Origin of the sequence: Prosthecobacter sp. (assembly GCF_034366625.1) — a bacterium.
In the GTDB taxonomy this organism is placed as follows: Bacteria; Verrucomicrobiota; Verrucomicrobiia; order Verrucomicrobiales; family Verrucomicrobiaceae; genus Prosthecobacter.
Window position 1 is genome coordinate 16,499 of sequence record NZ_JAXMIH010000012.1, and the last position, 25,044, is coordinate 41,542.

Here is a 25,044-nt window from a genome sequence, read left to right on the forward strand (position 1 = left end):
CTCAATGCCCCTCCCAAGGGACAAGAGGATCACTTCCAACGCAGAAGGTCGAACACCCCCGACAACCATGAGCCCCTGGCCTGTCGTGCAGTGACTCCAGACGCCCCATCAACCGCAGGCAGCCCCTTTCTCGCATAAATTTCACGCCGCCTCCACGCTTCGTAATAACGCGTCATGGCCTCCTTCTTTTGAGTTCGACGATACCCTTTGTAAATTTCCAAAATGGGCCTGTTCCTCCATTCGATGTGCTTCGCTGAACGAGCCAGTCGCAATTCGAATGTTTCTGTTGGCAGAAAAAACCTTCCGATCAGCGCCGGACCTGTCGGGCACAGATAATCAAACCCATAATAGTCTTCTTCCACATGCCTCACAATCTGGTCGATGCACTGTTTGAGGATGGGATTCCCGGCTCGGCAGATCAGAATGGCATTGTAAATGCCAAGGGTGCCTCGTTTTGTGTCATCCAAATCGCGGCAAAAATACTCCTTGTCCTCCAGCTCACTGAATCGGAATCCGTTCAGAGGGCGGAATTTGATGTCCAAATAGATGCCGCCATGGACATGGAGGACGCAATAACGCCACAAGTCGGCCTTGTAGGCCCCAGGCACCAGCGCGTCGAAGGCGTCTGCAACTTCCGTCGGGAAGTGTTCCTGGATGAAGGCACGACAGTCTGCATCATCGTAAAGATAGTGCTCAAAGTCGGGATTGGCAGCCTTGAGCGCGTCAACGCTGGCCTGCATCCCAGGCGAAAGAACCTTGGTATGCCAGGTCTGGAAGAGTTTCTTGGAAATCATCGGTGACACCGGCTGCATGAGGTCGTGGATGCCAGCCAACAGTACAGCCCACATCCACGTGGGGGCGACATTGAGTCTGCCAGCCTCGTTGTCAAACAGCACCTGGAACGCTGCCTCTCACTGGGTGGCAAGGTGGTGAAGTGACCGCGTGATGTCAGAAACCTGCGTCGCCCGGCAGTTTGATGCCAGTGCTTTTGCCACGCGGGTAAAAGCGCGCCTGGTGTTCGCTGCGGTGCCCCATCGGATCCAGTGTCTCCCATGCCGCATCCATCGCAGTACAACCCGGCAGCAGCGCCACAGCGGAGACGCTGCACAGACAGCAGATGATGAAATAGCAGCAACGATTCACGCGAAGTATCAGAAATACCCCTTCACCTTGACCTTGCGACCGAAAATCTTCTCACCTGCGGCAATGTAGAGGATGTCGTGGTCTTTACCGGCAAACTCGACGCTCACCACTTTGCCCAGCGGATCGGGTTTGGCGATGATTCCCGCGAGACGACCCGCAGTATCAAAGACCTGCACGCCGAGTTCTGTGGTGACGAAGTAGCGACCGCTCGCTTCCGTCGTCGCACCATCGCCGGAGGCGATTTCTTTGCCAACTGGCAGCCACATCGTCATGTAAGGCGCTCCACCGGTCAACGTGCCATCGTCTTCGATGCGCCAAGCCCAGACATGCTTCCCGCCGTGCTCGGAGACGGCCAGCGTGCGTTCGTCTGGCGAAATCGTGATGCCGTTCGGCTTCTGCACATGCCCTGCATCGGCCACAATGTGCTTCTTGTCCTTCGTGATGAGGTGAATGCTCAGGGTCGGTGTCTCGGTGAAGTAGAGGTTGCCCTTCTTGCTCACCACGAGGTCGTTGCACTTCACGCCGGTGAGCAGCACCTCCACCTCGCCCTTCATCGTGATGGCGATGATGCGCTGCTCCTTGTTGTGACAGGCGTAGAACCGGCCATCGGGTCCGATTTGCAGCCCGCTGATGCCCGGCAGGTTGTCGAGAAACAAGTCCGTCTTCCCGGTCGCAACGTCGATCTTGTAGATCCCCTTCCCCGCCTTCACGTCCGTGAAGAACAGATTCCCCGCCGCATCGCAGCACAGACCGTCGGTGAAGACAAAGCCACTGGCGGCTTCCTTCCACGGCTCGCCGTCGATGAGGTAATCGTGCAATGATGTGTCTTGCGCGAGGAGGGGTGTGGCGAGAAGGCTGAGGGAAAGGAGCAGGCGGTTCATGAAAAGCAGTCGGTTCGGGGTTATTTGTTATTGGTTCTTAGTTTCCAAGCGGTTCCTCGCGAAGAACCAAGAACTAGGAACCACGAACGGCTTGTGTCTCACTTCTTCCACAGCCAGCGCAGCGTGTCCGGCAGCAGCGCACCGCCGTGTTTGCCGTTGTGGGTGCCTTCGCCGAGGACGAACTGGTAATCGTAACCGGCGAACTTCAGCGACGCGGCCATGTCCTGGTTGGCGAGCGGCCAGTTGCCGAACTGGTTGTCGAGATCGTTCTTGCCATCCTGGAGGAAGACCTTGAGCGGCTTCTTGTCGGTCTTGCGGATCAGCGCGGGATACACATGCCCGCCGCGGATGTTGGTGAAGCTGCCGATGTGGCTGATCACCTTGCGGAAGGCGTCGGGACGCTCCCAGGCGACGGTGAAGGCGCAGATGCCGCCGCTGCTGTTGCCACAGATGCCCCGGCCTTCGGGATCGTCGGTCAGCTTGTAGCTCTTGGCGACTTCGGGCAGGATTTCTTCGATCAGGAAGCGGGCATGCAGATCGCCGAGGGAATCGTATTCAAAGCTGCGGTTGCTGCGCGGCTTCTCCTTCGGATTGCTGGTCGGAAACACACCGGGATTGATGAAGATGGCGATCGTCACCGGCATCTCGCCCTTGGCGATGAGATTGTCGAACACCACCGGCACGCGGAACTGCCCGTCCGTCTTCACAAAGCCGCCGCCGTCGCAAAACACCATCACGTTCGCCGGTTGTTCGGGTTTGTATTGGGCCGGAACGTAGAACCACCAGTCCCGCGTCGTGCCGGGATAAATCTTCGAGTTCGTCCACGCCGGCATCTGCGTCACCTTGCCCTGCGGCACGTCCTTGTTGATCTGCGAATCCGGTCCGAGGACATACTGATCATCCTGCGGAGCGGACTGGACGAAACTGACGAGACACAACGAAAGAGCGGCGGCGGTGAGAAACTTCATGAGTCGAATCCGAACGAGTGCGGAGAAGGACATCTTGCAGGCATGCGTGGACACGGAACTAAACACAAACCGTTTATGCATTCTCCTGCTGACAAACCGACAGATTTGTGAATGATCCGCCAAATTCACCCCCCTCTTGAATGGTTTACTTCATCTGTAGAAGCGAGTACGAGCAGCCTCATGGACGGAGGATCGTTGAATTCCCGGATGTGCCTGATCTTCTCGGATGGTTTCAACGATACTGGATTTCGCATGAAGAGCTGACCAGGTCTGAACCAAGGATTCCAAAAGGGTCTGAATTCAACCCATTGGATTGGCAGGATCAGATGTGGTCTCTGCGTGAGAATGTATTTGGAGGAGGTATCTATGGGCTCAGCAGCTTCCTCATCCCGATGTTGCAGCGACCGGTTCCACAGAGTCTGGGGGACGTTCAGAATTACGTAGAATCATTCGGTGGACGCTATTCGGAAGGCACGATTGAAATGCTGGATACTGCGATACAAGCCATTACCGACGATGATGAAATAGACATTGGCTGGTATCTTTTCGACTCGGATTTCGCGAGGCGACACCCAGAACGGGTTTCATTTCTGATTTATCGTGAGTTTGACCTTCCCGTAAACTACAGCGCGGAGAGTTGGCATCCTCCTGTGCATGTCAAACCTCTCGGACATGGAGATGAGGGAACGTATTGCTGCTTCTTCTCCTGCCAATACGGCTCCACCATCAGGGAAATTGAAGGATGTTATCGGCTGCCCGTTCGAGTTCCCGCTTTTGGCTCATGGCTCGCTGAACAGTCAATCACGGCGAGACTTAACAAGTATGGAGGAATCGATTCAGACTGGCCTCAGGATCTCATTTTGCTTCGCGCGCTTGCCTTAAGATCTGAAAACCCATCGCTGGAAGAGTCACTCCGTCATTTCGATGCGCTGAATCAAAGACTTCGCGCGTGGCTTTCCCGAGCATCGAGCGACTATCGAAGCCAGACCAAAAACCCTCAATTCCTCACGGGAGACAAGACCATCTGCTCGAAGGAGCTCGAACAACTCAGCGCTTCATCGCCCAAGTCTGGCGAAAAAGTGCCCCAGAATTATTGGATCAAAACAACAGGCCCGAGCAAGTTCCAGTTCTCCCCTCACCTCTGTCAGGTAGTCTTCACCAGTGTTTCGACTGCATATGATGATCCAACCAAGAAAACGTGCTTTGCGAGTCATTGGATCTTTTTCGATGATCTGTGGGCCGCATCCAATCGCGACCTCGCAGAAAGCATTCTTCGATATGGGCGTGGCGATAATGTCCTCGGCAAATAGCTCTATTTGCGGCCCAGTGAACCAATTCGCGAGATGTGGTCTCTGTTCCACGTTCGTGACTCCAACATGCGTTTCCTGTCTGTCTTAGTTCTCGCGTCTCATCTCTCACTCGCTCACGCGGTTGATTTCTCTCATCAGATCGTGCCGATCCTGCGGGAGCATTGCGCGGAGTGCCATGCGGGGGACAAGAAGAAGGGCGGTTTCTCTTTCAATGACCGGAAGGCGTTGCTGGAGGGCAGTGAGAACGGGCCGGTGGTGGCTGCGGGCAAGGCGAGTGCGAGCCGGATGATCGAGGTCATTCTCTCGACCGATACCGATGAGCAGATGCCGCCGAAGGGCAAGCGGGTGCCTGCGGATCAGATCGCGCTGCTGAAGGAATGGATCGACTCGGGCATCGCGTGGGAGGAGGGATTTGCCTTCAAAAAGGCGGCTTATGAGCCGCCGCTGAAGCCGCGCTCGCCTACCTTGCCTGCGGCGGTGGATGGACGCACGCATCCGATTGATCGCATCCTGGACGCACACCTCGCGGCGAAGAAACTCCCCCGCCCTGCCGCCATCGACGACCGCAGCTTCCTGCGCCGGGCTTCGCTTGATCTCATCGGCCTGCTGCCCACGCCGGAGGAAGTGGCGGCCTTTGACCAGGACAAGGCTGCTGACAAACGTGCGCGTCTGGTCGAGGCGCTGCTGAAGCGTGACATCGACTACACGGAGCACTGGCTGACGTTCTGGAACGACCTGCTGCGCAACGATTACGGCGGCACCGGCTTCATCACCGGCGGGCGCAAGCAGATCAGCAACTGGCTGTATCATACGCTGATCACAAACCTGCCCTTTGACCAGTTTGTGCGCGAGCTGATCGCGCCGCCGAACGACGAGAGCCGGGGCTACATCGACGGCATCAAGTGGCGCGGCGATGTCAGCGCCGGGCAGACGGTGGAGATTCAGTTCGCGCAGAGCGTTTCGCAGAGCTTCCTCGGCATCAACATGAAGTGCGCCTCGTGCCACGACAGTTTCATTGATCGCTGGAAGCTCAGCGAGGCCTACGGACTTGCGGCGATCTATTCGAATCGCCCGCTGGAGATTCACCGCTGTGACAAACCCATCGGTGAACAGGCTGCGGCTGCGTGGTTGTTCCCGGAGATCGGCCAGATCGACGCCAAAGCCGCGCAGCCGGAGCGCTTAAAGCAGCTCGCCGCGCTAATGACGCATCCGCAGAACGGCCGCACGCCGCGCACCATCGTGAACCGCCTGTGGCAGCGCCTGATGGGCCGGGGGATTGTGCATCCAGTCGATTCGATGCAAACGACGCCGTGGAATGCTGATTTGCTCGATTACCTGGCCACCTACCTCGTGGAGAACGGCTATGATTTGAAGAAGACACTGGCCCACATCGCCACCTCGCAGGCGTATCAGTCGCACGCGCAAATCGTGACGAAGGAAACCGACGACCACGGCTACACCTATGCCGGTCCGCGTGCCAAGCGGCTCACGGCGGAGCAGTTTGTGGATGCCATCTGGCAGCTCACCGGTGCCGCGCCCGCGAAGATGGATGCCAGTGTGTTGCGCGGCAAAGTCGATCCCGCGCTCGCCAAACTGATCACCGTCAAGGGCCAGTGGATCTGGGGCGACAGCGCCAAGCCCGGCAGCACGCCGCCATCGGGCGAAAGCATCACGCTGCGCAAGACTTTCAAACTCGACGCCGATCCTGCCAGCGCCAGCGCCGTGATCACCTGCGACAACGGCTTCACGCTGTTCGTGAACAACAAAAAGATCAGCGCCGGGGATGACTGGACGAAACTCGCCGCCGTGCCGCTGCAAACCGCGCTCAAGAAAGGCGCGAACACGATCATCGCCATCGCCACCAACGCTGGCAACGGCCCGAACGCCGCCGGATTTTTCTTCGACGCCCGCATTCGCGATTTGGCAGGCAAGGAAACCTCGATCATCGCTGATGCGTCGTGGGAATGGACCGCCCAAGTCCCTGGTGGCAAGGAAGGCCGCCTCGGTGCCTTCGAGGCGAAGGACTGGAAACCCGTCACCGTCGTCCAAGCGCTGCCGGTTTGGCAGAAGACCATCGACACGCAGGCTCCGTCGTTGCTCGCGCAAGGAGCCGCCGGATCCAATCACATGATCCGCGCCTCCTTGATGAAGGCCGACTTCCTCATGCGCACGCTGGGCCGCCCGAACCGCGATCAAATCGTCTCCACCCGTCCGAATGACCTCACCACGCTGGAAGCCATCGACCTCGCGAATGGGAGCATTTTGGCCGATACCATTGCCAAGGGTGCCAAACGGCTGCTGGAGAGGGCGAAGGGCGATTTCATCACGCCGCTCTACCGCCACGCACTGTGCCGCAATCCTTTGCCAGACGAACTCGCCACCGCGAAGGAGATCGTCGGAGCAACGCCCACGCAGCAAGGTCTCGAAGACCTTCTATGGGCCGTGTGCATGCTGCCGGAGTTTCAGGTGGTTCGGTAAGACATGAGCCACCCCATGCGGAGTTTCATTGCTCAGCAACAGAACCCCAGTGGAACAGCCGTCCGACTGTCGCCTGGAACTTGGTGGGCGGCAGAGGCTCTTCGACGATGTCCACCTCGGCTCCGGGTTTCACCCAGCGGCAGAGATGGATGATGTCGGACGATCCCATGCGCACGCAGCCCCATGAGACGGGTTTCCTCAGCCCTTTCTCATCGGTCGTGCCATGGATGTAAATGCAGCGCTGAAAGGTTCGCGCATTGCACGGTTCCGTGCCGCGCAAGCGCACGATGCGGGTGACTATGGCATCACCAATCGTGGTGTTGGGCTTCAGTATCTCGCCGGTGGGCTCGCGCGAGTAAAGGCGCATGCCTTTGGGCAGCCCCTGACCGATGATTCCCACCACTTCCAGGCGGCCCAGCGGCGTTAAGTTGGAGTGTGGTTTGTCGCCCACGCCAAAGCGCGAAGTGCTCACCGGATAGCGCCGCTTCATCTTCTCTCCTTCAAAGGTGAGCATCTTCTGATCAGGGATGCTGACCACGAGACGCTGCGGCGGTGTTTCTTTTTCGACCACGGGGGCTTTTTGACAGCGACTGCCGCAGCAGCTAGCGAGTCCGAGAACGGCTGGCAGCAGAAGAATCGCGGAGAGCGTGGCTGTGGTACTCATGGCTGTCATCTTGATGTTCAACGGGTCTGCGCCGGATGGCTGTGTGGATTTCATTCACTTTACCTCGAAGTGCGTGCCGAACCAACTGCAAGATGCCGCCGAGGCAGGGCGTTTTGCCCATCCCCTATTGACGTCGTGTCCGCCTCCCTTGCGAAAGGTATGAAAATCGCATTGAAGCGAGGCGCGCGCTCACGATGTTTCACTTCAATCTTCCAATCCAATCATGCACCACCGTCCCCGCCCCTCTTTCGGTCGTTTGTTCGCCGCCGCCCTGGCTCTGACCGGGTTCACCCACGCCAACGACTGGACCAACTGGCGTGGTCCGCTGCAAAACGGCGTGAGCTTGGAGCATTACACAGACGCTGGAAAACTCGCCGACACTCCCGCGTGGACCTATGCCGCCCGCGGACGTGGCACGCCGGTGATCTTTGATGGCAAGGTCATCCTCTGGGGCTACAAAGGTGAGACCACTGACCTCGTCGAGTTGCTGACCTGCCTGGACGCGAAAACCGGGAAGAAAATCTGGGAACATGAGATCGCTGACTACCTGAGCGACTCGATCTACAACCGCTATTCCATCGGCGCGCCTACCGTCGATCCTGAGACCAAACGTATTTATCTCGTGAGCAACGCAGGGGTGTTTCTCTGCTACGAACTCGATGGCACGAAGGTCTTCGAGATTCCGCTGATGGAGGAGTTTGGCCGCATGACCTTCCCCAATGCCCGCGTTGGCAGCCCGGTCATTGAGGGCGAGTTCGTCCTGACCCATTTCATCTACTCCAACTGGGGCGCCGACGGCCCGGCCGCAGACCGCATCTACGGCTTTGATAAGAAGACCGGCGAACTTGTCTGGTGGTCCCGACCCGGCGTCGTGCCGCCGGTGGACAGCTCCTTCTCCACTCCCGTGCTGGAAACTCGCGACGGCAAGCGCGTGGCCTACTACGCCACCGGCTGCGGCCACATCGTCTGTGTGAACGCGCGCAATGGCAAGGCTTACTGGAAGATGCCCATCTGCAAAAACGGCGTGAACGCTTCCGTCGTGATTCACAAGGGCAACAAGCTGATCGCCATTCATGGTGATGAAAACGTCGATAGCACGGAGAAAGGCCGTCTGGTCTGCATCAAGCTGCCAGAGAAGCTCAACGAGCCGACCGACGTCGAAAGTGCCGTGTTGGAGCCTAGTGTCGAGCTGTGGCGCCTGCCCTTGTCCGCCACCAGCAGCTCGCCTGTGGTCGTGGGTGATGTCGTATATCAGATGACCGACGGCGCGGAACTGTATGCCATCAACGCGGAAACCGGCGCGGAACTCTGGAAGAAGAAGCTCAGCAACGCCAACCTGCACTCCTCTCCGATTTATGTCGATGGCCTGTTGTACTGCCCGATGATGGAAGGCAAGCTCGTCGTGCTGAAGCCCGGCGAAAAGGACGCGGAGATCGTGCAGGAGATCAAACTCGACGGCGACTGCCTCGGAGCGCCAAGCGTCTGTGACGGCCAGCTTTATGTGACCACCACGAAGCAGTTCTACTGCTTCCCGATTCCGAACTCCGGCATCAAGGTGGACGCCGTGCCTGTTGCTGACATTCCGAAGGCCGGCAAACCAGCCGCTCTGCAGATCATCCCGGCGGAAACCGTCATCATGACCGGTGACAAGCAGGTCTTCCGCATCCGCAGCGTCGATGCGAACGGCTTCGTCGTCAGCGAGGACGTCAAAGGCGTGAAGTGGGAGTCCTTCATCCCGCCCACCGCAAAGGTGAAAGCCACCATGGACGCCAAATTCAATGAAGCGGGCGAACTCGAAGTTGCCTCGGATGCCAAGGTCAGCGCCGGTGCCTTCAAAGCCACCGCCCCAAGCGGCATCACCGGCACCATCCGTGGTCGCGCATTGAAGAACCTGCCCATCACCCAGGACTTCGAGAGCTACACGCTCACCGAGGAGTTCCCCGTCGATCCGCAAAACAACCCCGCCTACAAGTTCGCCTATCCGCCGCTGCCTTGGATCGGTGCGCGTTTTAAATTCCAAGTCATGGAAAAAGACGGCAGCAAAGTCTTCGGCAAGAGCTTTGACCGGTTGCTGTTCCAGCGCGCCTCCGTCTTCTTCGCACCGTCGCACCTGAAAAACTACACCATGCAGGCCGACGTCCTCACCGAAGGCAACGCCCGCTCCAAAGCCGACATCGGCCTCATCAACCAGCGCTATCTCGTTTGCCTGCGTGGCAACGCTGGCAAGCTGGAAGTCAGTTCCAACCCGGAGCGCCTCAAGCAGGAAGTGGCCTATAAATTGACCGCCAACAAGTGGTACACGCTCAAGTGCCGCGTCGATGTCGCCGCCGATGGCAGCGGTGTCGTCCAAGCCAAAGCTTGGGAAAAAGGCGCTGCTGAGCCCGATGCCTGGACCATCGAGGTTAAAGTGCCACGCGCCCACACCAACGGTTCCCCTGGCATCTTCGGCTTCACGCCGCTCAACCAGAAGCGCATGTACCTCGACAACCTGAGCGTCACGCCGAACAACTGATCACTCGTAACACAGTCTTGAACCTCATCTTGACGAATTCTTTCACCTGACTTTTCCCACGACATGACCACAAAACCCACCCTCCTCCTCGCCCTGGCGTTCGCCGCCACGGCTTCGCTGCAGGCCGCTGATTACCCCCAATGGGGCGGCGGCAACACCCGCAACATGGTGTCCGATGAAAAAGGCCTGCCTATCGACTTCGATCCCGGCAAGAAATACGGTCCCAAGGCCGCGCCCAAGATTGCCGGACGTCTCCGTCCCAATGCCGAGGAGGCCAACAAGCAGCCTGGAGCCGAGGACATTGACATGAGCACCACCAAAAACTGCCTCTGGGTGGCCAAGCTCGGCTCCCAGACCTACGGCACACCGGTGATCGCCAACGGCCAGGTCTATGTCGGCACGAACAACGAATCTCCGCGTGACGACAAGCACACCGGCGACCGCGGCATCGTCATGGTCTTCGATGAATACACCGGCCAGTTCAAATGGCAGCTCGTCTCCCCGAAGATGGGCACCGGCAAGGTCAACGACTGGGAATACCTCGGCATCTGCGCCAGCCCCACCATCGTCGGCGACAAAGCCTACGTCCCCGGCAACCGCTGCCAGATCATCTGCATGGATGTGAAAGGCCTCAGCGATGGCAACCAGGGCATGCAGGAAGAAAACACCTTCATGGCCCCGCTCGACAAAGACGGCAAAAACACCGCCCCCATCGCCCCAGGCAAATCCGATGCGGACATCCTCTGGGTTTACGACATGTACAAAGAACTCGGCGTCTTCCAGCACAACGCCACCGCCGGTTTCCCCCTCGTTGTTGATGGCAAGGTCTTCGTCCCGACCTGCAACGGCGTGGATTGGACCCACACCAACATTCCCGCACCGAACAGCCCCAGCTTCATCATGCTTGACGCCGAGACCGGCACGCTCCTCGGCGAGCAGGACAGCATCGCTTCCCAGCGCGTGCTTCACTGCTCCTGGTCCTCCCCGAATTATCTCGAACTCGGCGGCAAAAAGCAGATCATTTTCGCCGCCGGTGACGGCTGGGTCTATTCCATGGCCCCCGAAACCAAAAAGAATGCCGAAGACCTCGACATCCTCGCCGAACACTGGCGCTATGACGCCAATCCGCCCGAGTATCGCAAGAACTCCGCAGGTGAGCCCATCAAGTATGTCGAATACGACGGCCCCAGCGAGATCATCGCCACTCCCACCATCGCCGACGGCCTGATCTATGTCCCCATCGGCCAGGATCCCGAGCACGGCGAAGGCGTCGGCATGCTCAGTTGCATCGACCCCAAAGCCACCGGAGACATCTCCGGCAAGGCCGTGTGGACCTTCAAAGGCATCGAGCGCTCCATTTCCACCCCTGCGGTCAAAGACGGTCTCGTCTATGCTGCGGACTACACCGGCCGCCTCTTCTGCCTCGACGCCAAGACCGGCAAGGAATACTGGAAGTTCGACACCAAAGGCCACATCTGGGCCAGCCCGCTCGTTGCCGACGGCAAGGTCTGGATCGGCAATGAGGAAGGCGAGCTCTTCATCCTCGCCGAGGGCAAGGAACTGAAGGAACTCAAGACCATCGAGTTCCCCTCTCCTCTGCTCAGCAGCGTCGTCGCCGCCAACGGTGCTGTGTACATCACCACGCATACGCATCTCTACTGCTTCAAGGAAGGCGCGAAAACACCTGAGACGAAGTAACTGTCCCTGAGGACGATCTGATCACCAAAGGCGGACCTGAACGGGTCCGCCTTTTTTCATGCCGCCACCATCTCTTCACGCTGCTGCCAGCGCTGCTCATGAGTGAGCAATGAGCGGAAGAAATCCTCCTCCTTCTTCGGTTCGGAGCTGGGATCAAGCGGCAGGGTCAGTTTGAGTTCCAATCCGCGCGGTTCCAGATGACGTGCCTCCGCAGTTCCACCGTGCAAATGCATCGTCACGTAACAGGCCATCATGTTCACGCCAAAATCATCCGGCTTGCGGCTGCGGGTGTAGAAAGGATCGAACAGATTGATCGGCTTGTCGGTACCCTCCCACATGCCCGTGTCCCGCACATACATCTCCACGCAGGACTGGCCTTTGGCGTCTCGTTTGATCTTCGCACTGATTTGAATTTGGTCGCCAGGGCTGAGATGCGTGAGTTCCTCCATGAAGATCAGGCGCCACATCTGGCGGAACCGCCCGTCATGCACCATGAGCGGCGGCAGATTGGGGTCGATCTCGACATCGACATGCAGGTTTTTCTCCTGCAACCCTTCGGAAAACATGTCGATCATCTCGCTGAGGACTCCATTGAGGCTGCACTTGTCATTCCGCTCCACTCGTTTGGCATGCGAGGCCTCGGCGAGGCGTGCCAGCAACGACTGAATGCGTTCGATCTGTGACTGCGCCTGATTCTGCACATCGAGCCAGAAGGAGGGATCACGGGGATGAGCGCCGCCGATCTCCTCCATCAATTTCATCGGTGCCAGGTCAATGAACGCGCGCACCACGGTGAGCGCGTTGCGCAGATGATGGTTTAATCCCTCCGCAAGGATGCCCAGGCCGGAAACTTTGTCAGCGGAGAGCATGTGCCTCACCGTGTCCGCCTTCTCCGTCAGCAGGCGTTCGCGCTCGATCAGGGCATGGTAGTAGTCCAGCCCATGCTTGATCACCACCGCCAGTTCATCAGGATCCCACGGTTTGTGAATATACCGAAAGCAGCGCCCGGAGTTCACCGCGTCCACTGCCGCCTGATAGTCGGTGTAGGCGGTGACCAGGACGCGGATGAGGTTCGGATTCAGCTTTCGCGCATGTTCCATCAGTTCGATCCCGCTCGGGCCAGGCATGCGCTGATCCGTGAGCATCAGGCCGATCTGCGCCCCATGCGTCTGTAGGATGCGGTAGCCATCCAGCGCATTGTTTGCAGTGTGAACGATGTACTCATCGCCGAAGATCTCCCGGAAGTAATGCAGCGCCTTCTCTTCGTCATCGACGTAGAGAATGTGATAAGGCGATAGCTGCTGGCTGGTCATGACTTCAAGCCTTGTCAGGCTTTTTGAGGCTCAGAGTGAACTGCGTGTGGCTTCCCGCCTCCGTGTCGATCTTCACTTCGCCGCCCATCTGCTGGATCATCCGAAAGCAGATGCTCAACCCCAGGCCCATGCCCTGGCCGACCTGCTTCGTGGTGAAAAAGGGATCAAAAACCTTCGAGAGGTTCTCTTTCGGAATGCCCGTTCCGTTGTCCCTCACGATCAAATCGATGCCGCCCGCTGTTTCCTGCGCCTTGATCAAAATTGTCGGCGATGGTCGGCCCGCCAGCGCATCCAAGCTGTTCTGTACCAGGTTGAGGAAGATTTGAATCAGATAGTTTTCGTCACCCTGGGCGATGACGCCCGCCGGAATCTCATCCACAAGCGTCACCCCACGATCACTGATCTCCTTCGCGAGCAAACGCAGCGCCTTGCGTGACACGTCCTGCAAATTCACCGGCCGTGCCCCGCGATTTTCAGGATGTGCGAACGTGCGCAGATCAGAAACGATCGCTGCCACACGGTCGATGCCCTCGCCAATGTCCTCGGCGATGGTGTTGAACGCCTCCGCGACCTCAGGAGGCAACGCTTTGCCCTTTTTCTTTAGCAGATACACCGCCGACTTCACGTAGTTCAGCGGGTTGTTGATCTCATGCACGATCCCGGCGCTGAGACGGCCGATGGACGCCAGCTTTTCGCTCTGATCGAGCTGCGCCTCGGTTTCACGCAAACGTTTCAGCGTGGTGGTGAGTTCATCGTTGCGTGCGGCCAATTCCTCACGCTGGTCCTCCACTTTGCAGCGGCTGGCAAATTCACGCAGGCGGATCGCATGATGCTGACGGCTGCCAAAGTAAAGCACCACGCAGTTCAGCAGGATGAAGCCTGTGTTGTTCACAAAGATGCCCAGCGCACGCGGATCGTCACTGCCGCTCAGATTCGGCAGTGTGGAGGCCAGATACGCGAGCACGACGAGCCCCAGCGTGAGACCGATTTCGCGAAACGTCCAATGGAACACAAACGACGTCGCCACGATGCACAACGTCAGCCCGGCATAGTAGCCGGAGCCGGGATCACCACTCAGGTAGATCATGAAACAGATCATGAGCGCCGGCAGCAGTGGCAGGATCACCGGATAAGCGCGGCAGTACTTTCTCCCCAAGGACCCATTCAGCGCCAGAAGCAGCGGCACACAGCTCGCCGCACAGGCCAGCCGCAGCACCAGAAACTCCCAGTAGCGCTCTGGATAGGCCATCCAGTCCAAAAAACTGCACAGCGGCACCAGAATCATCACGAACCACGCTCCCATACGGGCATTGCGCAGATTCAACTCCTCCTGCTCTCGTTCGAAACGCCCGGACCGCGGCACTTCGCCACCATGAGCCCGTTGGCAGACGGGGTCATGCCTGGGAACGGTCATCGAGGAGGAAACCTCTGCCATGGCTGCGAAAGACATAAATTTTACAAATTCCATAAATTATAACCCTCTTTTGTCATGCCCGGCAATGGCTAATTACAAAATCCTGACACCTGACTGTCATTTGTCTCACAATCTCCTCAGCCTCGGCTTGGCAAATCTGGCCTGCAACGCCACCATCCGCCGCCCCATGCGCATCCTCATCGCCATCGACAAGTTCAAAGGCTCCATCCCGGCCGCGGTGGCAGCAAAATCCATCGAAAAAGCCCTCAAACAGGCGATCCCCGAAGTCGAATGCGACCTCTGCCCCATCGCCGACGGTGGCGAAGGCACCGCCGAGGCTGTGATCGCCGCCTTGAATGGCGAATGGTGCGAAAACGCCACCTTTGACGCCCAAAATCGTCCCGTCACTGCCCGCTACGGCCTCGTTCGCGATGAGGGACGGCTCGAAGCTGTCATGGAAATGAGCGCCGCCTCCGGCCTCGCCATGGTCAGCGACCTCTCCCTCGATCCCGCCACCGCCACCACCCACGGCACCGGTCTGATGCTGCTGGATGCGATCGAGCGCGGCACGGATCGCATCGTCATCGGCATCGGCGGCAGCGCCACCAACGACGCAGGCATCGGCATGGCCGCGGCACTCGGCTTCCGTTTTCTCGATGCAGACAGCACGCCGCTTGAACCAATCATCTCCCACATGGACAGGCTCGCGAAAATCGAACGCAGTTCGCTCTCAATGCCCGAAATCCTCGTTGCCTGCGACGTGAACAATCCCCTCCTCGGCCCCCACGGTTGCACCCGCATCTATGGTCCGCAGAAAGGAATACAAGATTTCGGGTTCTTCGAATCCCGCCTCCAACACCTCGCCGACATCATCAAACGCGATCTCGGTGTCGATCATCGCGATATTCCGGGAGCTGGAGCCGCCGGTGGCCTTGGCTTCGGCCTCATGAGCTTCTGTGGTGCCAAACTCACCAGCGGCTTCGATTTGATCGCTGATCTCGTCCATCTGCGCCGCCGCATCGCCGCCGCCGACCTCGTCATCACCGGCGAAGGCCGTCTCGATGCCCAAACCCTCCACGGCAAAGGCCCCATGGGCGTCGCCGACATGGCCCGCGAACTCGGCAAATCCGTCGCCGCCTTCGCCGGAGCCATTGAGGCCGAAAACCAACTCCGCACCCGCTTCGACTTCCTCTGCGCCATCAAACCCAAGGACATGTCCCTCGCCGAAGCCATGCAACGCGGCCCCGAACTCCTTCACAACGCCGTCTTGCAGCAATCATCTGCGCTCCTTGTCCTCTTGACTCCTTGACCACACTTGACCCGCCTTCTCGACCGTGCTCAATGCGCTCTTAACTCATCACTCCTAACAACCAGTTCCAACCATGAACGCAGTCCTCCTCTTCGCCGGTCAAGGCGCCCAGAAAGTCGGCATGGGCAAAGACCTTGCCGAAGCCTACCCCGCCGTCCGCGACATCTTTGACCAAGCAAACATTGCCATCGGCCCCTGGCTTAGCAACGTCATGTTCGAAGGCCCGATGGAGGAACTCACCAAAACCAGCCGCTGCCAGCCCGCGCTTTACGCCCATGGCCTCGCCATCCTCGAAGTACTGAAAAGCAAAGTGCCATCGCTCAACGTCACCGCCACCGCAGGTCTCTCCCTCGGTGAATTCACCGCGCACGCCGCCGCCGGCACCTTCGACTTCGCCACCGGCCTCAATCTCGTCTTCCAACGCGGCAGCTTCATGGAAGAAGCCTGCGAAAACACCAAAGGTGCCATGCTCGCCCTGCTCGGCGGTGAAGAATCCGCCATCCGCGAACTCGCGCAGGAATGCGATGTCGATGTCGCGAACTTGAACGCCCCCGGACAGATCGTCCTCAGCGGCAGCGCTGAAGGCATCGCGGCCGCAGCCGCTAAATCGAAGGACAAAGGCATCAAGCGCGCCATTCCCCTGCCCGTCGCCGGTGCTTATCACAGTCGCCTCATGAAGTCCGCGCAGGACAAGCTTGCCATCGCTCTCGCCGCCGCGCCGATTCAAAGCCCGCGCGTTCCCGTCGTCTGCAACTTCGAGGCCCGCCCCGTCTCCACGCCCGAGGAAATCCGCGCCACCCTCACCAGCCAGGTCACCGGCAGCGTCCGCTGGGTGGAAAGCATGCAGCACCTCATCGCCGCCGGCCACACCACCTTCATCGAACTCGGCCCCGACGCCACCCTCGCCGGCCTCATGGGCAAGATCGACAAATCCGTGAAGGTCATCAGCATCAAAGACGCCGCGTCACTTGATGCTGCCGTCGCCCAACTGCAGTAAGACCATGAAGCACCTGCTTTACGCTCTGCTGATGCTCACCAGCGTCGCCTCCGCGCTCGAACTGCCCGCCACCGACGGCAAGACCCACGATCCTGCCGCCGCTGGCGACAAGAAGGCCGTCGTGCTCTTCTTCGTCTCGCCGTTCTGCTCCACCACGCGGCCTTTCATGCCGGAGATCAACCAGATCGCCGCCGATTACAGCGACCGCGTCGTCGTTTACCTCGTGCATTCCGATCCCGAGATCACCACCGAGGTCGCCTTGGAGCACGCCATCCTCTCCGAGGTCAAAGCCACCGTGCTGCTCGACAAGGAGCAGGCTCTCGCCAAGCAGTTGAAGGCCAAAATCACGCCCGAGGCCGTTGTTCTCTCACCCAAGGCCGAGACACTCTACCAAGGCCGCATCAACGACCTCTACCTCGGCCCCACCAAGCGCCAGCGTGCCGCCACCACCAAGGATCTGCGCGACGCCCTCGACGCCATCCTCTCCGGAAAGCCCGTTCCCACGCTGCAACACGAGGCACAGGGCTGCAAAATCAGCAGCATGAAGTGACGAGGCTCGTTCTTGCGTCCGCTCTCGCGTTGTGCTTCCTGCGGTGCAGAGCCGTTCCATACTCGCGCAGCTTTTCGGCGCTGCTGCTCCATGAGAATTCCTGGGTGACGCGCTTCAGCGCATTGTCAGCGATGGTTTTTCTCAGGGTGTTGTCCTTGAGCAGCCGCAGAACGGCCTCACTCAGCGACGGAGCATCGTCTGCTAGAAGGATGTCCTGCCCGTTGCGCATGTGAAGCCCCTCCGCGCCCACGGTGGTGCTGACAACTGGCACACCAGCGGCCATGGACTCAAGAATTTTAAGGCGCACCCCACTGCCTGCCCTCAGAGGGACGACGAGCAGGGCGCACTCACGAAGAGGCGTCAAAACCTCCTCCACCTTGCCGGTCACTTCGATTCCAATGCTTGCGGCAGCAAGTCGCTTCAGGGCCTCGGGAGGCTCACGGCCAATGACACGAAAGCGGACTTCAGGCATGGTTTCCCGTATGAGAGGCAATATCTTCTCGATGAACCAAAAGGCGGCGTCCGCATTCGGCGGCCAGTTCATGGAACCAAGGAAAGCGATGCAGGGAGATGGAGATTGCTCAAGCACTGCCGGCGGCAGTCCTCGTGCATCGGGATTGGCTCCTGCGGGAACGCAGCCAAGGATGTTGTCCAACTTGTAGCTGTCGCGGTGATAAGCGGCGTCTTGATCGGAGATGGTGGTGACACCTTCAAACAAACGGCACAGCTCAGGCTCGCGGCGCTTCATGCGGCGCGCCATCTCATAAAAAAAGAGGCGCAGGAAAGGATTGCGCTGCAACTCCGACAAGCGCCTCCAGATCAGGGCTTCGACGTTATGCTGGAGCAGAATGGCGGGAGTGGCGCGCTGTGTTGCCCAGCCATCGAAGACCGGGGCCACAAAGAGCCCGTCCACAATGATGAGGTCAAAACGGCCGGTCTGTTCAAGTTCACGTGCGCGCTGCGCGAGTTCTTCGCTGTTAAACATGGTCAGAGAGAAGGGCTCTCGGGAGGCGAACAGATTGCGCAAGATGGGCCAAAGGAAGCTGAAAAACCTGCGCGGAGCCCATTCAGGCATGAGTTGAGAGAAAACGCATTCCCGCTCATGCGCATAGGGAACGGATGAAGAATAGACAGCCTCCCTACGGCTGTGTGATTCCAGCACATGCACATGACAGTGCTGCATCAGGTGCGTCAGCAGGTGGTACGAATAAATGATACCGCCGTTGTGGAGTGGCTGGCAGCCTCCCACCCGGACCCATAGGATGCGTAAACGATCAATAGAGGGAGGGGAGGACAAGGTCATGCTTGATAACGCTTAAAGGTCACCGCTGGCGATAGGAACTCTCAGGTTGGCTGCCGATGCATCAAAATGCAACATTCTCGCGGCTTGAACGCGCAAATGAGTCGTTGAAACCAGTTTTGTCAGCAGGTTCTGCCCGGAGTTCGGAAAGTTTTTACCACACCAGCACCTCTTCTTCCGCTTCCTGCGGCTCCTCCCTTTTAACAGTCGTCCAACGGTACATAATCGGATATATCGGCCGTTTGTCCTCGAAGAAGTCGGAGACAAAAGGTGGGCCGAAGGTGGTGAACCCAAAATGCTGATAGAGCGACAGCAAGTGCTTGCCTGTTTTGGTGATCAGGTACTCAGCCTCATTTTTGACCGCGTACTCATTGATCCCCATGCACAAACTCAAGAGATGGACGCCGGCGCTCCCCTTGACGGTACAGGCGCGTGAAAGCTCAAGACTCAATTTGGCCGACGGCAGCACCAGATCCTTCAATTGGGACTCGCGCATCATTTCAAACTGCCTCACTTCATCGCTGCGCAGAACCCGCGTGACGCCCAGCACGCTTCCTTTTTTGTCGAAGAGGGCAAAATGATGGGCCGGCTCATCAAATTCATCCAACACGTGGGTTATGGTCTCGCCGTAGGAAGCGCGACGAAACTTCTCGATGAGTTTTTGATTTGATCTGAATTCAATTTCTCTAACCATTATTGCCGAAAAACAAGGTGTTCTATGGTGCTGTAGGAAGTGCCGTTGCCGCTCTCTTGAAACACAAAGTCTGCTGAAACCGGTAGTGCTAAAGATGCAGACCTGAAGCCTTGCGTCAATGTTCACTCTTGCCAGCCATGCGGCCTATGCGAAAGCTCAAGGATGGGCAGACTGTTGAATCTTATTCGTGCGTCCAAATCGATCCGTCACGCCCAGAGCTTGAGCCGGCACGACATGCTGGCATTGCAGGAACGGCGTTGGCGCGCACTTGCCCGCCGTGTCTTTGCCACCAGTCCGTTTTACCGGCGCCAACTGGCTGGCATCGACCTTGACCGGTGTTCCCTGGCAGACATTCCGACACTGACCAAACCGATGCTCGTCGAACATTGGGACGAAATCGTTCCAGACCCACGGTTGCACTGGGCCGCGCTTGATAAGCATCTGAAGGATCCGAAAAACTGGGGCAGACTGCTTCATGGTCGATGGATGGTGAGCATGACATCAGGAACGTCGGGTGCCGCCATCGCCATTCCACACGATATCGCCTCGGTGGACTGGAATCACACGGCCCATGCCACTCGAAATGCACCGTTGCCGGAATCAACCTCGACACCCCGGTTGCCGCTGTTCAGGAAACGCCCGATAGCGGCGGCGTTCATCTGCTCGTCCGCGCCTTCGGTCTCAGCGGCGCTTCTTGGAACACGTCCGTGGATTGGCTCCCTTTTTTGCGACTATCAGCCGATCAGTGTCACTGCACCCTGGGAGGAGATCATCGCCCACCTGCACCGGATGAAACCGGACATCCTCATTGGCTATGCCTCGTTGATCGGACGCCTCGCACAAGCCAAGATCGAAGGGACACTCAAACTGGATTTGCCGTCACCCGGTGGAGCCATATCCACGGGAGGTGACTGCCTCACGCCGGGCATTCGGGCTCTTTGCAGGCAAGCCTTTGGCATTGAGCCCATGGATGGCTACGGCTGTGGTGAAACCCTCGGCCTTGCACGCCAATGGGCCGGCATGAACCACATGGTTGTGTTTGAAGACCTGGCGGTCTTGGAGGCAGTGGATCAAAACGAACAGGAAACCGGCCCGGATGATCTTTCAGATCACGCCCTCGTCACCCCTCTGTTCAACACCGCCTTGCCCCTCCTGCGATATCGCCTTGATGATAGGGTGCGCTTCGGTCCGGTTCAAGAGGGGTGGCCGTTCAAAGTCATCCACGAACTGAGCGGGCGAAGTGCCCTGACCTACACCTTTCAGGTGCCTGAAAAGCTGGTGTATGTCGGCACCAAGTTCATCGCGGTCATGCAGCACCAGCCCCAGGTGGCTTGTTACCAGTTCTGTCAAACAGGCCCGAGCTCCATTGAATGCCGCTTTGTCCTTCAACCCGGAGCGGATCAGGCCCAAATTCAGGCCCGGCTGGACGCTTCCATACGCCAGTGCCTGGATGAGGGCGGCTGCGGAAAAGTATCGGCCAAAGCCACCTTGGTTTCCCATCTGGAGCCTGACCCACGCACAGGAAAGGTGGAGCAAAATGTGCCCCTCAAGGCCTAATGAGCGCTTGGTCATCGGACTGGACCCGCTCAAAGGTTTGAATGGTGACCCGCGCGTCACGGACACCCAGGTGCGCCAGACCGGCCCCCGCAGTATTGGATATTTGTTTTGTGCCGCTGATGGCATGGATAGTCGCGGCATGGCTGACGAAATCATGGCCAGCATGCGCGCCTGCCTCGACATGTGTGAGTGCCAGCAGGTGATCTGCACCGTCAGACATGTGCCTTTTTTGGAACCCTCCCCCAATACCGGGAAGGTTGAGCGCTGGGTTCCATTCAGAGTTTAAGTCGGAGCAGACCTGTGGAGCATCACTTCTGGCAAATCATTTCCGCCCGGTCCGACCTGTCGAACTCACGCACGACTCCTTTGCAACGGCATTTTGAGCCATCACATGTGCGTGATCATGACTTTGTGAGATCAAACACGTAGCCGGCCGCAAAGTACTTCAGGAGGAATCTTTGTTTGAATCCGGGGGCAACCACATCTTCTAAATAAATTTTCTTCCTTTGATTCAATTTTAATCCCGTCTCGTTAAATGCAGCTCGGTAATGAGCTTGTGTGTGTCTGAAGGCGAAGGTGGTGAAGTTTTCAAGCAGCTTGATTTCCTTTGTTTTCGTCCGCCAGTGATCAGACCTCATGTCGGAAATAAGAACCCTGCCCCCCACCTTGGTGAGTCGCGCTATTTCCTTCATGGCTGAGCGCAGGTCTTCCACATGGTTCAAAACCAGGCTGCAGACAACCATGTCGAATGGCTCATCAAGCGGGATGGCGTTCAAATCCGAGTGCATAAATTTCACACCCAGTCCCGCCGCTTTTTTTCTGGCCACTTCCAGCATCTTTAGCGAAAAATCAACGCCGGTGACCTCCGCACCGGCCTCTGCCATGCGGATCGCGTGCCGCCCCGTGCCGCACCCCACATCAAGAATTTTCTTTCCGGCCACATCGAACTCGATCTGCCTGAGGGTCTTCTCTTCGGCTCTCACCAAGAGGTTGGTGGGCTCATCATACATTTCTGCCCAACGTTGATAAAGCTCATGAACTTCGAGGTTCTGCATTTGCATCCATGCTTATGCTATATCGGGAACGCTTTCTCGCTGCAATTTCATTACTAGAGCTGATTTTTGACCAAATCTGATCCCTTCGAGCTTCAGGCTTGCCAGCTTTTGCCTGTGCGACATCATCCACTATGGGCAGGCTGTTCAACCTCATCAGTGCGTCCAAATCCCTTCGTCACGCCCAGAACCTGAGCCGGCCCGCCATGCTGGCATTGCAGGAGAGGCGCTGGCGCGGGCTCGCACGCCATGCACTGAAGACGAGTCCGTTTTACCGCCGCCACATGGCGGGCCTTGATCCAGATCGCTGCTCCCTGGAAGACATCCCGCCTCTGACCAAGTCGATGCTCATCGAAAACTGGGATGAGATCGTGTCAGAACCCTGCCTTCGCCAGGCGGCTCTGGAAAAGCATCTGGAAAACCCGGCGAACTGGAACCGTCTGCTCCATGGGCGCTGGATGATCAGCCATACGTCTGGAACCACGGGGCAAAGCGTGATCATTCCCCACGACATCGAGTCGGTGGACTGGCTGCATGCCGTCCATGCCGCGCGCAACGGCCCCGCAAACACCGCCTCCCGCCCGCCGTGCCTGAATCTCTTTCAGCGCAGGCCTCGCCTCGCGGCATTCATCTGGGGAACGGCGCCCTCCACCTCCTCTGCCTTGTTTCACACACGTCCATGGGTAGGAGCTCTGTTCGGCAGCCATCACGCGATCAATTCAGGCGCCGCTTGGGATGACATCTTGCGGCAACTGAACGAGCTCCAGCCTGACATTTTGATCTGCTACGCGTCCATGCTCGAACGTCTGGCGCTCTCCCAACTCAATGGCAGCCTCAAACTCGCTCTCTCCCATCCGGCTGCCAGTGTTTCGACCGGAGGCGATGTCCTCACTCCGGGCATTCGCGCCCTTTGTCGGCAGGCATTCAATCAAGAACCTCTCGACGGTTACGGCACCGGTGAATCACCCGCCATCGCACGGCAGTGGCATGGCATGGACCGTCTCATGCTGCTGGAAGACCTGACGGCCTTCGAGGCTGTCGATCGTGACGAGAAACCTGTCACAGAGGGCGAAATCTCAGACCATGTGCTGGTGACTCCGCTCATCAACCGGGCGGTGCCTCTGCTCCGCTATCGCCTCGACGACCGAGTGCGCATCGGCCCCGTCCAGCCGGGCTGGCCCTTCCGCAGCATCGCTGAAATCCTGGGCCGCACCACGATGACCTTCGCCTACCATATTCCGGAAGAACGGGTGGTTGTCGGCATGAACGTATTCGGCATCTACGAGACGGACCCCCGCGTCATCAACTGGCAGGCACGTCAAACAGGTCCAGCCAGCATCGAGTGCGTGTTCACCATCTTTCCAGGAGTCGATGTCGCGAAACTGACGGCCGAAATCCTGGCCAACATGCGCCAGCATCTGGATTCTTGCGCCTGCCACCAGGTGACATGCGCCGCGAAATGTGTGCCCTCCATCGAGGCCGACCCTCGCACAGGCAAGGTTAATCAATTCGTGCCTTTGCCTGCCAAGGTGCGCTCCGCCTCGTGACATCAGCGAGCTTCTTCGCCTACTTCCTCTTGCCCTTCCCTTTCTTCTTCGCCTCCGGCTTCGGCCCCGCCTGCGCGACGAATTCTTGCTCCAGTTTCTCCCAGCGCTCCGCCATCGCTTTCACCCGCTCCGGTTCCTTCGTTGCAAGGTTGTTCGACTCCGCACGATCCGTGCTGAGCTTGTAAAGCTCCCACGCATCGCCGTTGTCGGCGGCGCTGACGATCTTCCAGTCGCCTTCACGCAGCGCACGATTGCCAGAGTGATGCCAAAACAGGAAATCGCGGCTGAGCGTCTCATCCTTCGCAAAAGCAGGCAGCAGACTGCGCCCTGGATACGGCGGCGCATTCTCCGGCATCACCGGCTTAGCGTCACCCGCCAACGCGAGCAATGTCGGCACCACGTCGATCACATGACCCGGCGTGTGCCTCAGTTCACCCTTCGCGGCAATGCCCTGCGGCCAGTGCGCGATGAACGGCGTGCTGATGCCGCCTTCATGCACCCAGATCTTGTGCCGACGAAACGGCGTGTTCGACACCGTCGAGCCTCCGGGCCCGAGGCAGAGATACGAAGCCGCTGCACCCATCGGCGCGGCCTTGTCGTGCCCCAGGCCACGCACCATCACCTCCGCGCTCGCGCCGTTGTCGGAGAGTAACAGAATGAGCGTATCCTCGAAGACATTCATCGCCCGCAGTTGCGCCAGCACGCGTCCCACTTCCTGATCGAGTCGGTCGATCATCGCCGCGTGAATCGCCTGTTTCGTAGCCTGAAACTGTTTCTGCTCATCCGTCAGACTCTCCCACGGCACCGCATGCCGTGTTTCACCGGCACCGAGGATTTCCAGATCGCTCTCCTTGCCGCTCGGTGCGGTGATTTGCGGTTCAGGATCAGACAATGTCGTGTCCACGAGCCCCATCCGCTTCTGCCGCTCGAATCGCGCCGCCCGCGTCGTCGGCCAGCCTTTCAGGTACGTGTCCTTGTACTTCGCGATGTCCTCCGGCAGCGCCTGAATCGGGAAATGCGGTGCGGTGAAGGCCAGGTAGGTGAAGAATGGCGTGCCTGCATGCTGCTGCGCATGCTCTTTGAGAAAATCGATCGCATGCTGTGCCATCGCCGTGCTCGAATACCACGCACCCTCCGGCACCGGCAGCGGCTGGTCATCCAGCTCGTGCCTCTTTGGATGGAAGTGATTGTCCTGCTGCGCCACGTAGTAGGAACGCGTGAAGCCCCCGTCCGCCACCACCCGCGGCGCATTGCCCACATGCCACTTGCCCGAGTGGTAGCTGCGATAGCCCAGTTCCGACAGCCGTTGCGGCAGCGTGCGCACCCAGGCCGGAAACTTGCCATACTGCGGGTCCATCCCGATCTGCTGCGCATAATGTCCCGTCATCAGCACGCTCCGCGTCGGCCAGCAGCGCGCCGTGTTGTAAAACTGCGTGAACCGCAGCCCGCCCGCCGCCAGCTTGTCCAGATTCGGCGTCGCAATCTCACTGCCATAACATCCGAGATCGGAGTAGCCGAGATCATCCGCCAGGATGATCAGGAAGTTGGGTTTTGCGGGAGCGGCGTGCAGCGTGATGCAGGCGAGAAGGAGAAAGGACAGTGGCAGGCGGATCATGGAACCATCCAAAACGATGCATCGAATGAATTCATGCCCGAA

Annotated in this window: 21 protein-coding genes; 10 read left to right on the forward strand and 11 right to left on the reverse strand. The window is 58.6% G+C overall.

What is annotated here, in order from left to right; all coding sequences use genetic code 11:
- Window positions 1-29 precede the first annotated feature (29 nt).
- The 4 genes from U1A53_RS15175 to U1A53_RS15190 all read right to left on the reverse strand — a co-directional run bounded on the left by U1A53_RS15175 (window position 30) and on the right by U1A53_RS15190 (window position 2,992).
- Window positions 30-794 carry a glycosyltransferase gene (locus U1A53_RS15175; RefSeq protein WP_322282211.1) on the reverse strand — a complete coding sequence of 255 codons (765 nt, stop codon included), beginning with the start codon at window positions 792-794 and terminating at the stop codon, window positions 30-32.
- Window positions 795-948: 154 nt separating this feature from the next.
- Complete coding sequence (locus U1A53_RS15180; protein ID WP_322282213.1) at window positions 949-1,143, reverse strand: hypothetical protein; 195 nt, start codon at window positions 1,141-1,143, stop codon at window positions 949-951.
- A gap of 8 nt (window positions 1,144-1,151) precedes the next feature.
- On the reverse strand, window positions 1,152-2,024 hold the full coding sequence (locus U1A53_RS15185) for an SMP-30/gluconolactonase/LRE family protein (RefSeq protein ID WP_322282215.1): 873 nt from the start codon (window positions 2,022-2,024) through the stop codon (window positions 1,152-1,154).
- A 98-nt stretch (window positions 2,025-2,122) separates the two neighbouring features.
- A complete protein-coding gene (locus U1A53_RS15190; RefSeq protein ID WP_322282216.1) occupies window positions 2,123-2,992 on the reverse strand; it encodes an alpha/beta hydrolase-fold protein in 870 nt (289 codons plus the stop codon).
- Window positions 2,993-3,132: 140 nt separating this feature from the next.
- On the opposite strand from U1A53_RS15190, the gene U1A53_RS15195 reads away from it, so the two are divergent.
- Window positions 3,133-4,302: a hypothetical protein gene (locus U1A53_RS15195; RefSeq protein ID WP_322282218.1), complete on the forward strand. Its 1,170-nt coding sequence runs from the start codon at window positions 3,133-3,135 to the stop codon at window positions 4,300-4,302.
- A 66-nt stretch (window positions 4,303-4,368) separates the two neighbouring features.
- Entirely contained in the window at window positions 4,369-6,780 is a 2,412-nt protein-coding gene (locus tag U1A53_RS15200; protein ID WP_322282220.1) for a DUF1549 domain-containing protein, read from the forward strand.
- A 25-nt stretch (window positions 6,781-6,805) separates the two neighbouring features.
- Here the strand turns inward: U1A53_RS15200 and U1A53_RS15205 are convergent, their stop codons facing one another.
- A complete protein-coding gene (locus tag U1A53_RS15205) occupies window positions 6,806-7,444 on the reverse strand; it encodes a L,D-transpeptidase (RefSeq protein ID WP_322282222.1) in 639 nt (212 codons plus the stop codon).
- A gap of 223 nt (window positions 7,445-7,667) precedes the next feature.
- On the opposite strand from U1A53_RS15205, the gene U1A53_RS15210 reads away from it, so the two are divergent.
- The gene (locus U1A53_RS15210; RefSeq protein WP_322282224.1) at window positions 7,668-9,956 is read left to right on the forward strand and encodes a PQQ-binding-like beta-propeller repeat protein; all 2,289 of its coding nucleotides are present in this window, start codon (window positions 7,668-7,670) and stop codon (window positions 9,954-9,956) included.
- A gap of 63 nt (window positions 9,957-10,019) precedes the next feature.
- Window positions 10,020-11,654 (forward strand): PQQ-binding-like beta-propeller repeat protein, encoded by a 1,635-nt coding sequence (locus tag U1A53_RS15215; protein WP_322282226.1) that lies wholly within the window; start codon window positions 10,020-10,022, stop codon window positions 11,652-11,654.
- Window positions 11,655-11,710: 56 nt separating this feature from the next.
- Here the strand turns inward: U1A53_RS15215 and U1A53_RS15220 are convergent, their stop codons facing one another.
- Window positions 11,711-12,967 (reverse strand): hybrid sensor histidine kinase/response regulator, encoded by a 1,257-nt coding sequence (locus U1A53_RS15220; protein WP_322282228.1) that lies wholly within the window; start codon window positions 12,965-12,967, stop codon window positions 11,711-11,713.
- A gap of 4 nt (window positions 12,968-12,971) precedes the next feature.
- Window positions 12,972-14,270 carry an ATP-binding protein gene (locus tag U1A53_RS15225; RefSeq protein ID WP_322282230.1) on the reverse strand — a complete coding sequence of 433 codons (1,299 nt, stop codon included), beginning with the start codon at window positions 14,268-14,270 and terminating at the stop codon, window positions 12,972-12,974.
- A gap of 232 nt (window positions 14,271-14,502) precedes the next feature.
- Here U1A53_RS15225 and U1A53_RS15230 point away from each other — a divergent pair, with 232 nt between their 5' ends.
- From U1A53_RS15230 to U1A53_RS15240, 3 genes are all read left to right on the forward strand, one after another.
- A complete protein-coding gene (locus U1A53_RS15230) occupies window positions 14,503-15,690 on the forward strand; it encodes a glycerate kinase (protein WP_322282232.1) in 1,188 nt (395 codons plus the stop codon).
- A gap of 73 nt (window positions 15,691-15,763) precedes the next feature.
- The gene (gene fabD / locus U1A53_RS15235; RefSeq protein WP_322282234.1) at window positions 15,764-16,687 is read left to right on the forward strand and encodes an ACP S-malonyltransferase; all 924 of its coding nucleotides are present in this window, start codon (window positions 15,764-15,766) and stop codon (window positions 16,685-16,687) included.
- 4 nt (window positions 16,688-16,691) lie between these two features.
- Entirely contained in the window at window positions 16,692-17,237 is a 546-nt protein-coding gene (locus tag U1A53_RS15240; RefSeq protein WP_322282236.1) for a redoxin domain-containing protein, read from the forward strand.
- Here the strand turns inward: U1A53_RS15240 and U1A53_RS15245 are convergent.
- Together U1A53_RS15245 and U1A53_RS15250 are read right to left on the reverse strand one after the other, a co-directional pair.
- Window positions 17,221-18,222, reverse strand: coding sequence for a glycosyltransferase (locus tag U1A53_RS15245; protein ID WP_322282237.1), 1,002 nt, complete (start codon window positions 18,220-18,222; stop codon window positions 17,221-17,223). The genes U1A53_RS15240 and U1A53_RS15245 overlap by 17 nt on opposite strands.
- 469 nt (window positions 18,223-18,691) lie before the next feature.
- The gene (locus tag U1A53_RS15250) at window positions 18,692-19,231 is read right to left on the reverse strand and encodes a GNAT family N-acyltransferase (protein ID WP_322282239.1); all 540 of its coding nucleotides are present in this window, start codon (window positions 19,229-19,231) and stop codon (window positions 18,692-18,694) included.
- A gap of 219 nt (window positions 19,232-19,450) precedes the next feature.
- Here U1A53_RS15250 and U1A53_RS15255 point away from each other — a divergent pair, with 219 nt between their 5' ends.
- Window positions 19,451-20,788: a hypothetical protein gene (locus tag U1A53_RS15255; RefSeq protein ID WP_322282240.1), complete on the forward strand. Its 1,338-nt coding sequence runs from the start codon at window positions 19,451-19,453 to the stop codon at window positions 20,786-20,788.
- A gap of 7 nt (window positions 20,789-20,795) precedes the next feature.
- On the forward strand, window positions 20,796-21,074 hold the full coding sequence (locus tag U1A53_RS15260; protein WP_322282242.1) for a hypothetical protein: 279 nt from the start codon (window positions 20,796-20,798) through the stop codon (window positions 21,072-21,074).
- Between the two features lie 115 nt (window positions 21,075-21,189).
- On the opposite strand, the gene U1A53_RS15265 is transcribed toward U1A53_RS15260, so the two are convergent.
- Window positions 21,190-21,843 carry a class I SAM-dependent methyltransferase gene (locus U1A53_RS15265; protein WP_322282244.1) on the reverse strand — a complete coding sequence of 218 codons (654 nt, stop codon included), beginning with the start codon at window positions 21,841-21,843 and terminating at the stop codon, window positions 21,190-21,192.
- 203 nt (window positions 21,844-22,046) lie between these two features.
- Between U1A53_RS15265 and U1A53_RS15270 the strand changes: the two genes are divergently transcribed.
- Complete coding sequence (locus U1A53_RS15270) at window positions 22,047-23,387, forward strand: hypothetical protein (RefSeq protein WP_322282245.1); 1,341 nt, start codon at window positions 22,047-22,049, stop codon at window positions 23,385-23,387.
- Window positions 23,388-23,406: 19 nt separating this feature from the next.
- Here U1A53_RS15270 and U1A53_RS15275 read toward each other — a convergent pair whose 3' ends face one another.
- On the reverse strand, window positions 23,407-25,002 hold the full coding sequence (locus U1A53_RS15275) for an arylsulfatase (RefSeq protein ID WP_322282247.1): 1,596 nt from the start codon (window positions 25,000-25,002) through the stop codon (window positions 23,407-23,409).
- Window positions 25,003-25,044: the final 42 nt, after the last annotated feature.

Coding starts and splice junctions, on each gene's coding strand:
- U1A53_RS15200 (WP_322282220.1), top strand. CDS start 4,369: ATGCGTTTCCTGTCTGTCTTAGTTCTCGCGTCTCATCTCTCACTCGCT.
- U1A53_RS15215 (WP_322282226.1), top strand. CDS start 10,020: ATGACCACAAAACCCACCCTCCTCCTCGCCCTGGCGTTCGCCGCCACG.
- U1A53_RS15205 (WP_322282222.1), bottom strand. CDS start 7,444: ATGAGTACCACAGCCACGCTCTCCGCGATTCTTCTGCTGCCAGCCGTT.
- U1A53_RS15190 (WP_322282216.1), bottom strand. CDS start 2,992: ATGAAGTTTCTCACCGCCGCCGCTCTTTCGTTGTGTCTCGTCAGTTTC.
- U1A53_RS15185 (WP_322282215.1), bottom strand. CDS start 2,024: ATGAACCGCCTGCTCCTTTCCCTCAGCCTTCTCGCCACACCCCTCCTC.
- U1A53_RS15195 (WP_322282218.1), top strand. CDS start 3,133: ATGGTTTACTTCATCTGTAGAAGCGAGTACGAGCAGCCTCATGGACGG.
- U1A53_RS15265 (WP_322282244.1), bottom strand. CDS start 21,843: ATGCAGAACCTCGAAGTTCATGAGCTTTATCAACGTTGGGCAGAAATG.
- U1A53_RS15240 (WP_322282236.1), top strand. CDS start 16,692: ATGAAGCACCTGCTTTACGCTCTGCTGATGCTCACCAGCGTCGCCTCC.
- U1A53_RS15250 (WP_322282239.1), bottom strand. CDS start 19,231: ATGGTTAGAGAAATTGAATTCAGATCAAATCAAAAACTCATCGAGAAG.
- fabD (WP_322282234.1), top strand. CDS start 15,764: ATGAACGCAGTCCTCCTCTTCGCCGGTCAAGGCGCCCAGAAAGTCGGC.
- U1A53_RS15225 (WP_322282230.1), bottom strand. CDS start 14,270: ATGGGAGCGTGGTTCGTGATGATTCTGGTGCCGCTGTGCAGTTTTTTG.
- U1A53_RS15210 (WP_322282224.1), top strand. CDS start 7,668: ATGCACCACCGTCCCCGCCCCTCTTTCGGTCGTTTGTTCGCCGCCGCC.
- U1A53_RS15220 (WP_322282228.1), bottom strand. CDS start 12,967: ATGACCAGCCAGCAGCTATCGCCTTATCACATTCTCTACGTCGATGAC.
- U1A53_RS15275 (WP_322282247.1), bottom strand. CDS start 25,002: ATGATCCGCCTGCCACTGTCCTTTCTCCTTCTCGCCTGCATCACGCTG.
- U1A53_RS15270 (WP_322282245.1), top strand. CDS start 22,047: ATGCTGGCATTGCAGGAGAGGCGCTGGCGCGGGCTCGCACGCCATGCA.
- U1A53_RS15175 (WP_322282211.1), bottom strand. CDS start 794: ATGATTTCCAAGAAACTCTTCCAGACCTGGCATACCAAGGTTCTTTCG.
- U1A53_RS15245 (WP_322282237.1), bottom strand. CDS start 18,222: ATGTTTAACAGCGAAGAACTCGCGCAGCGCGCACGTGAACTTGAACAG.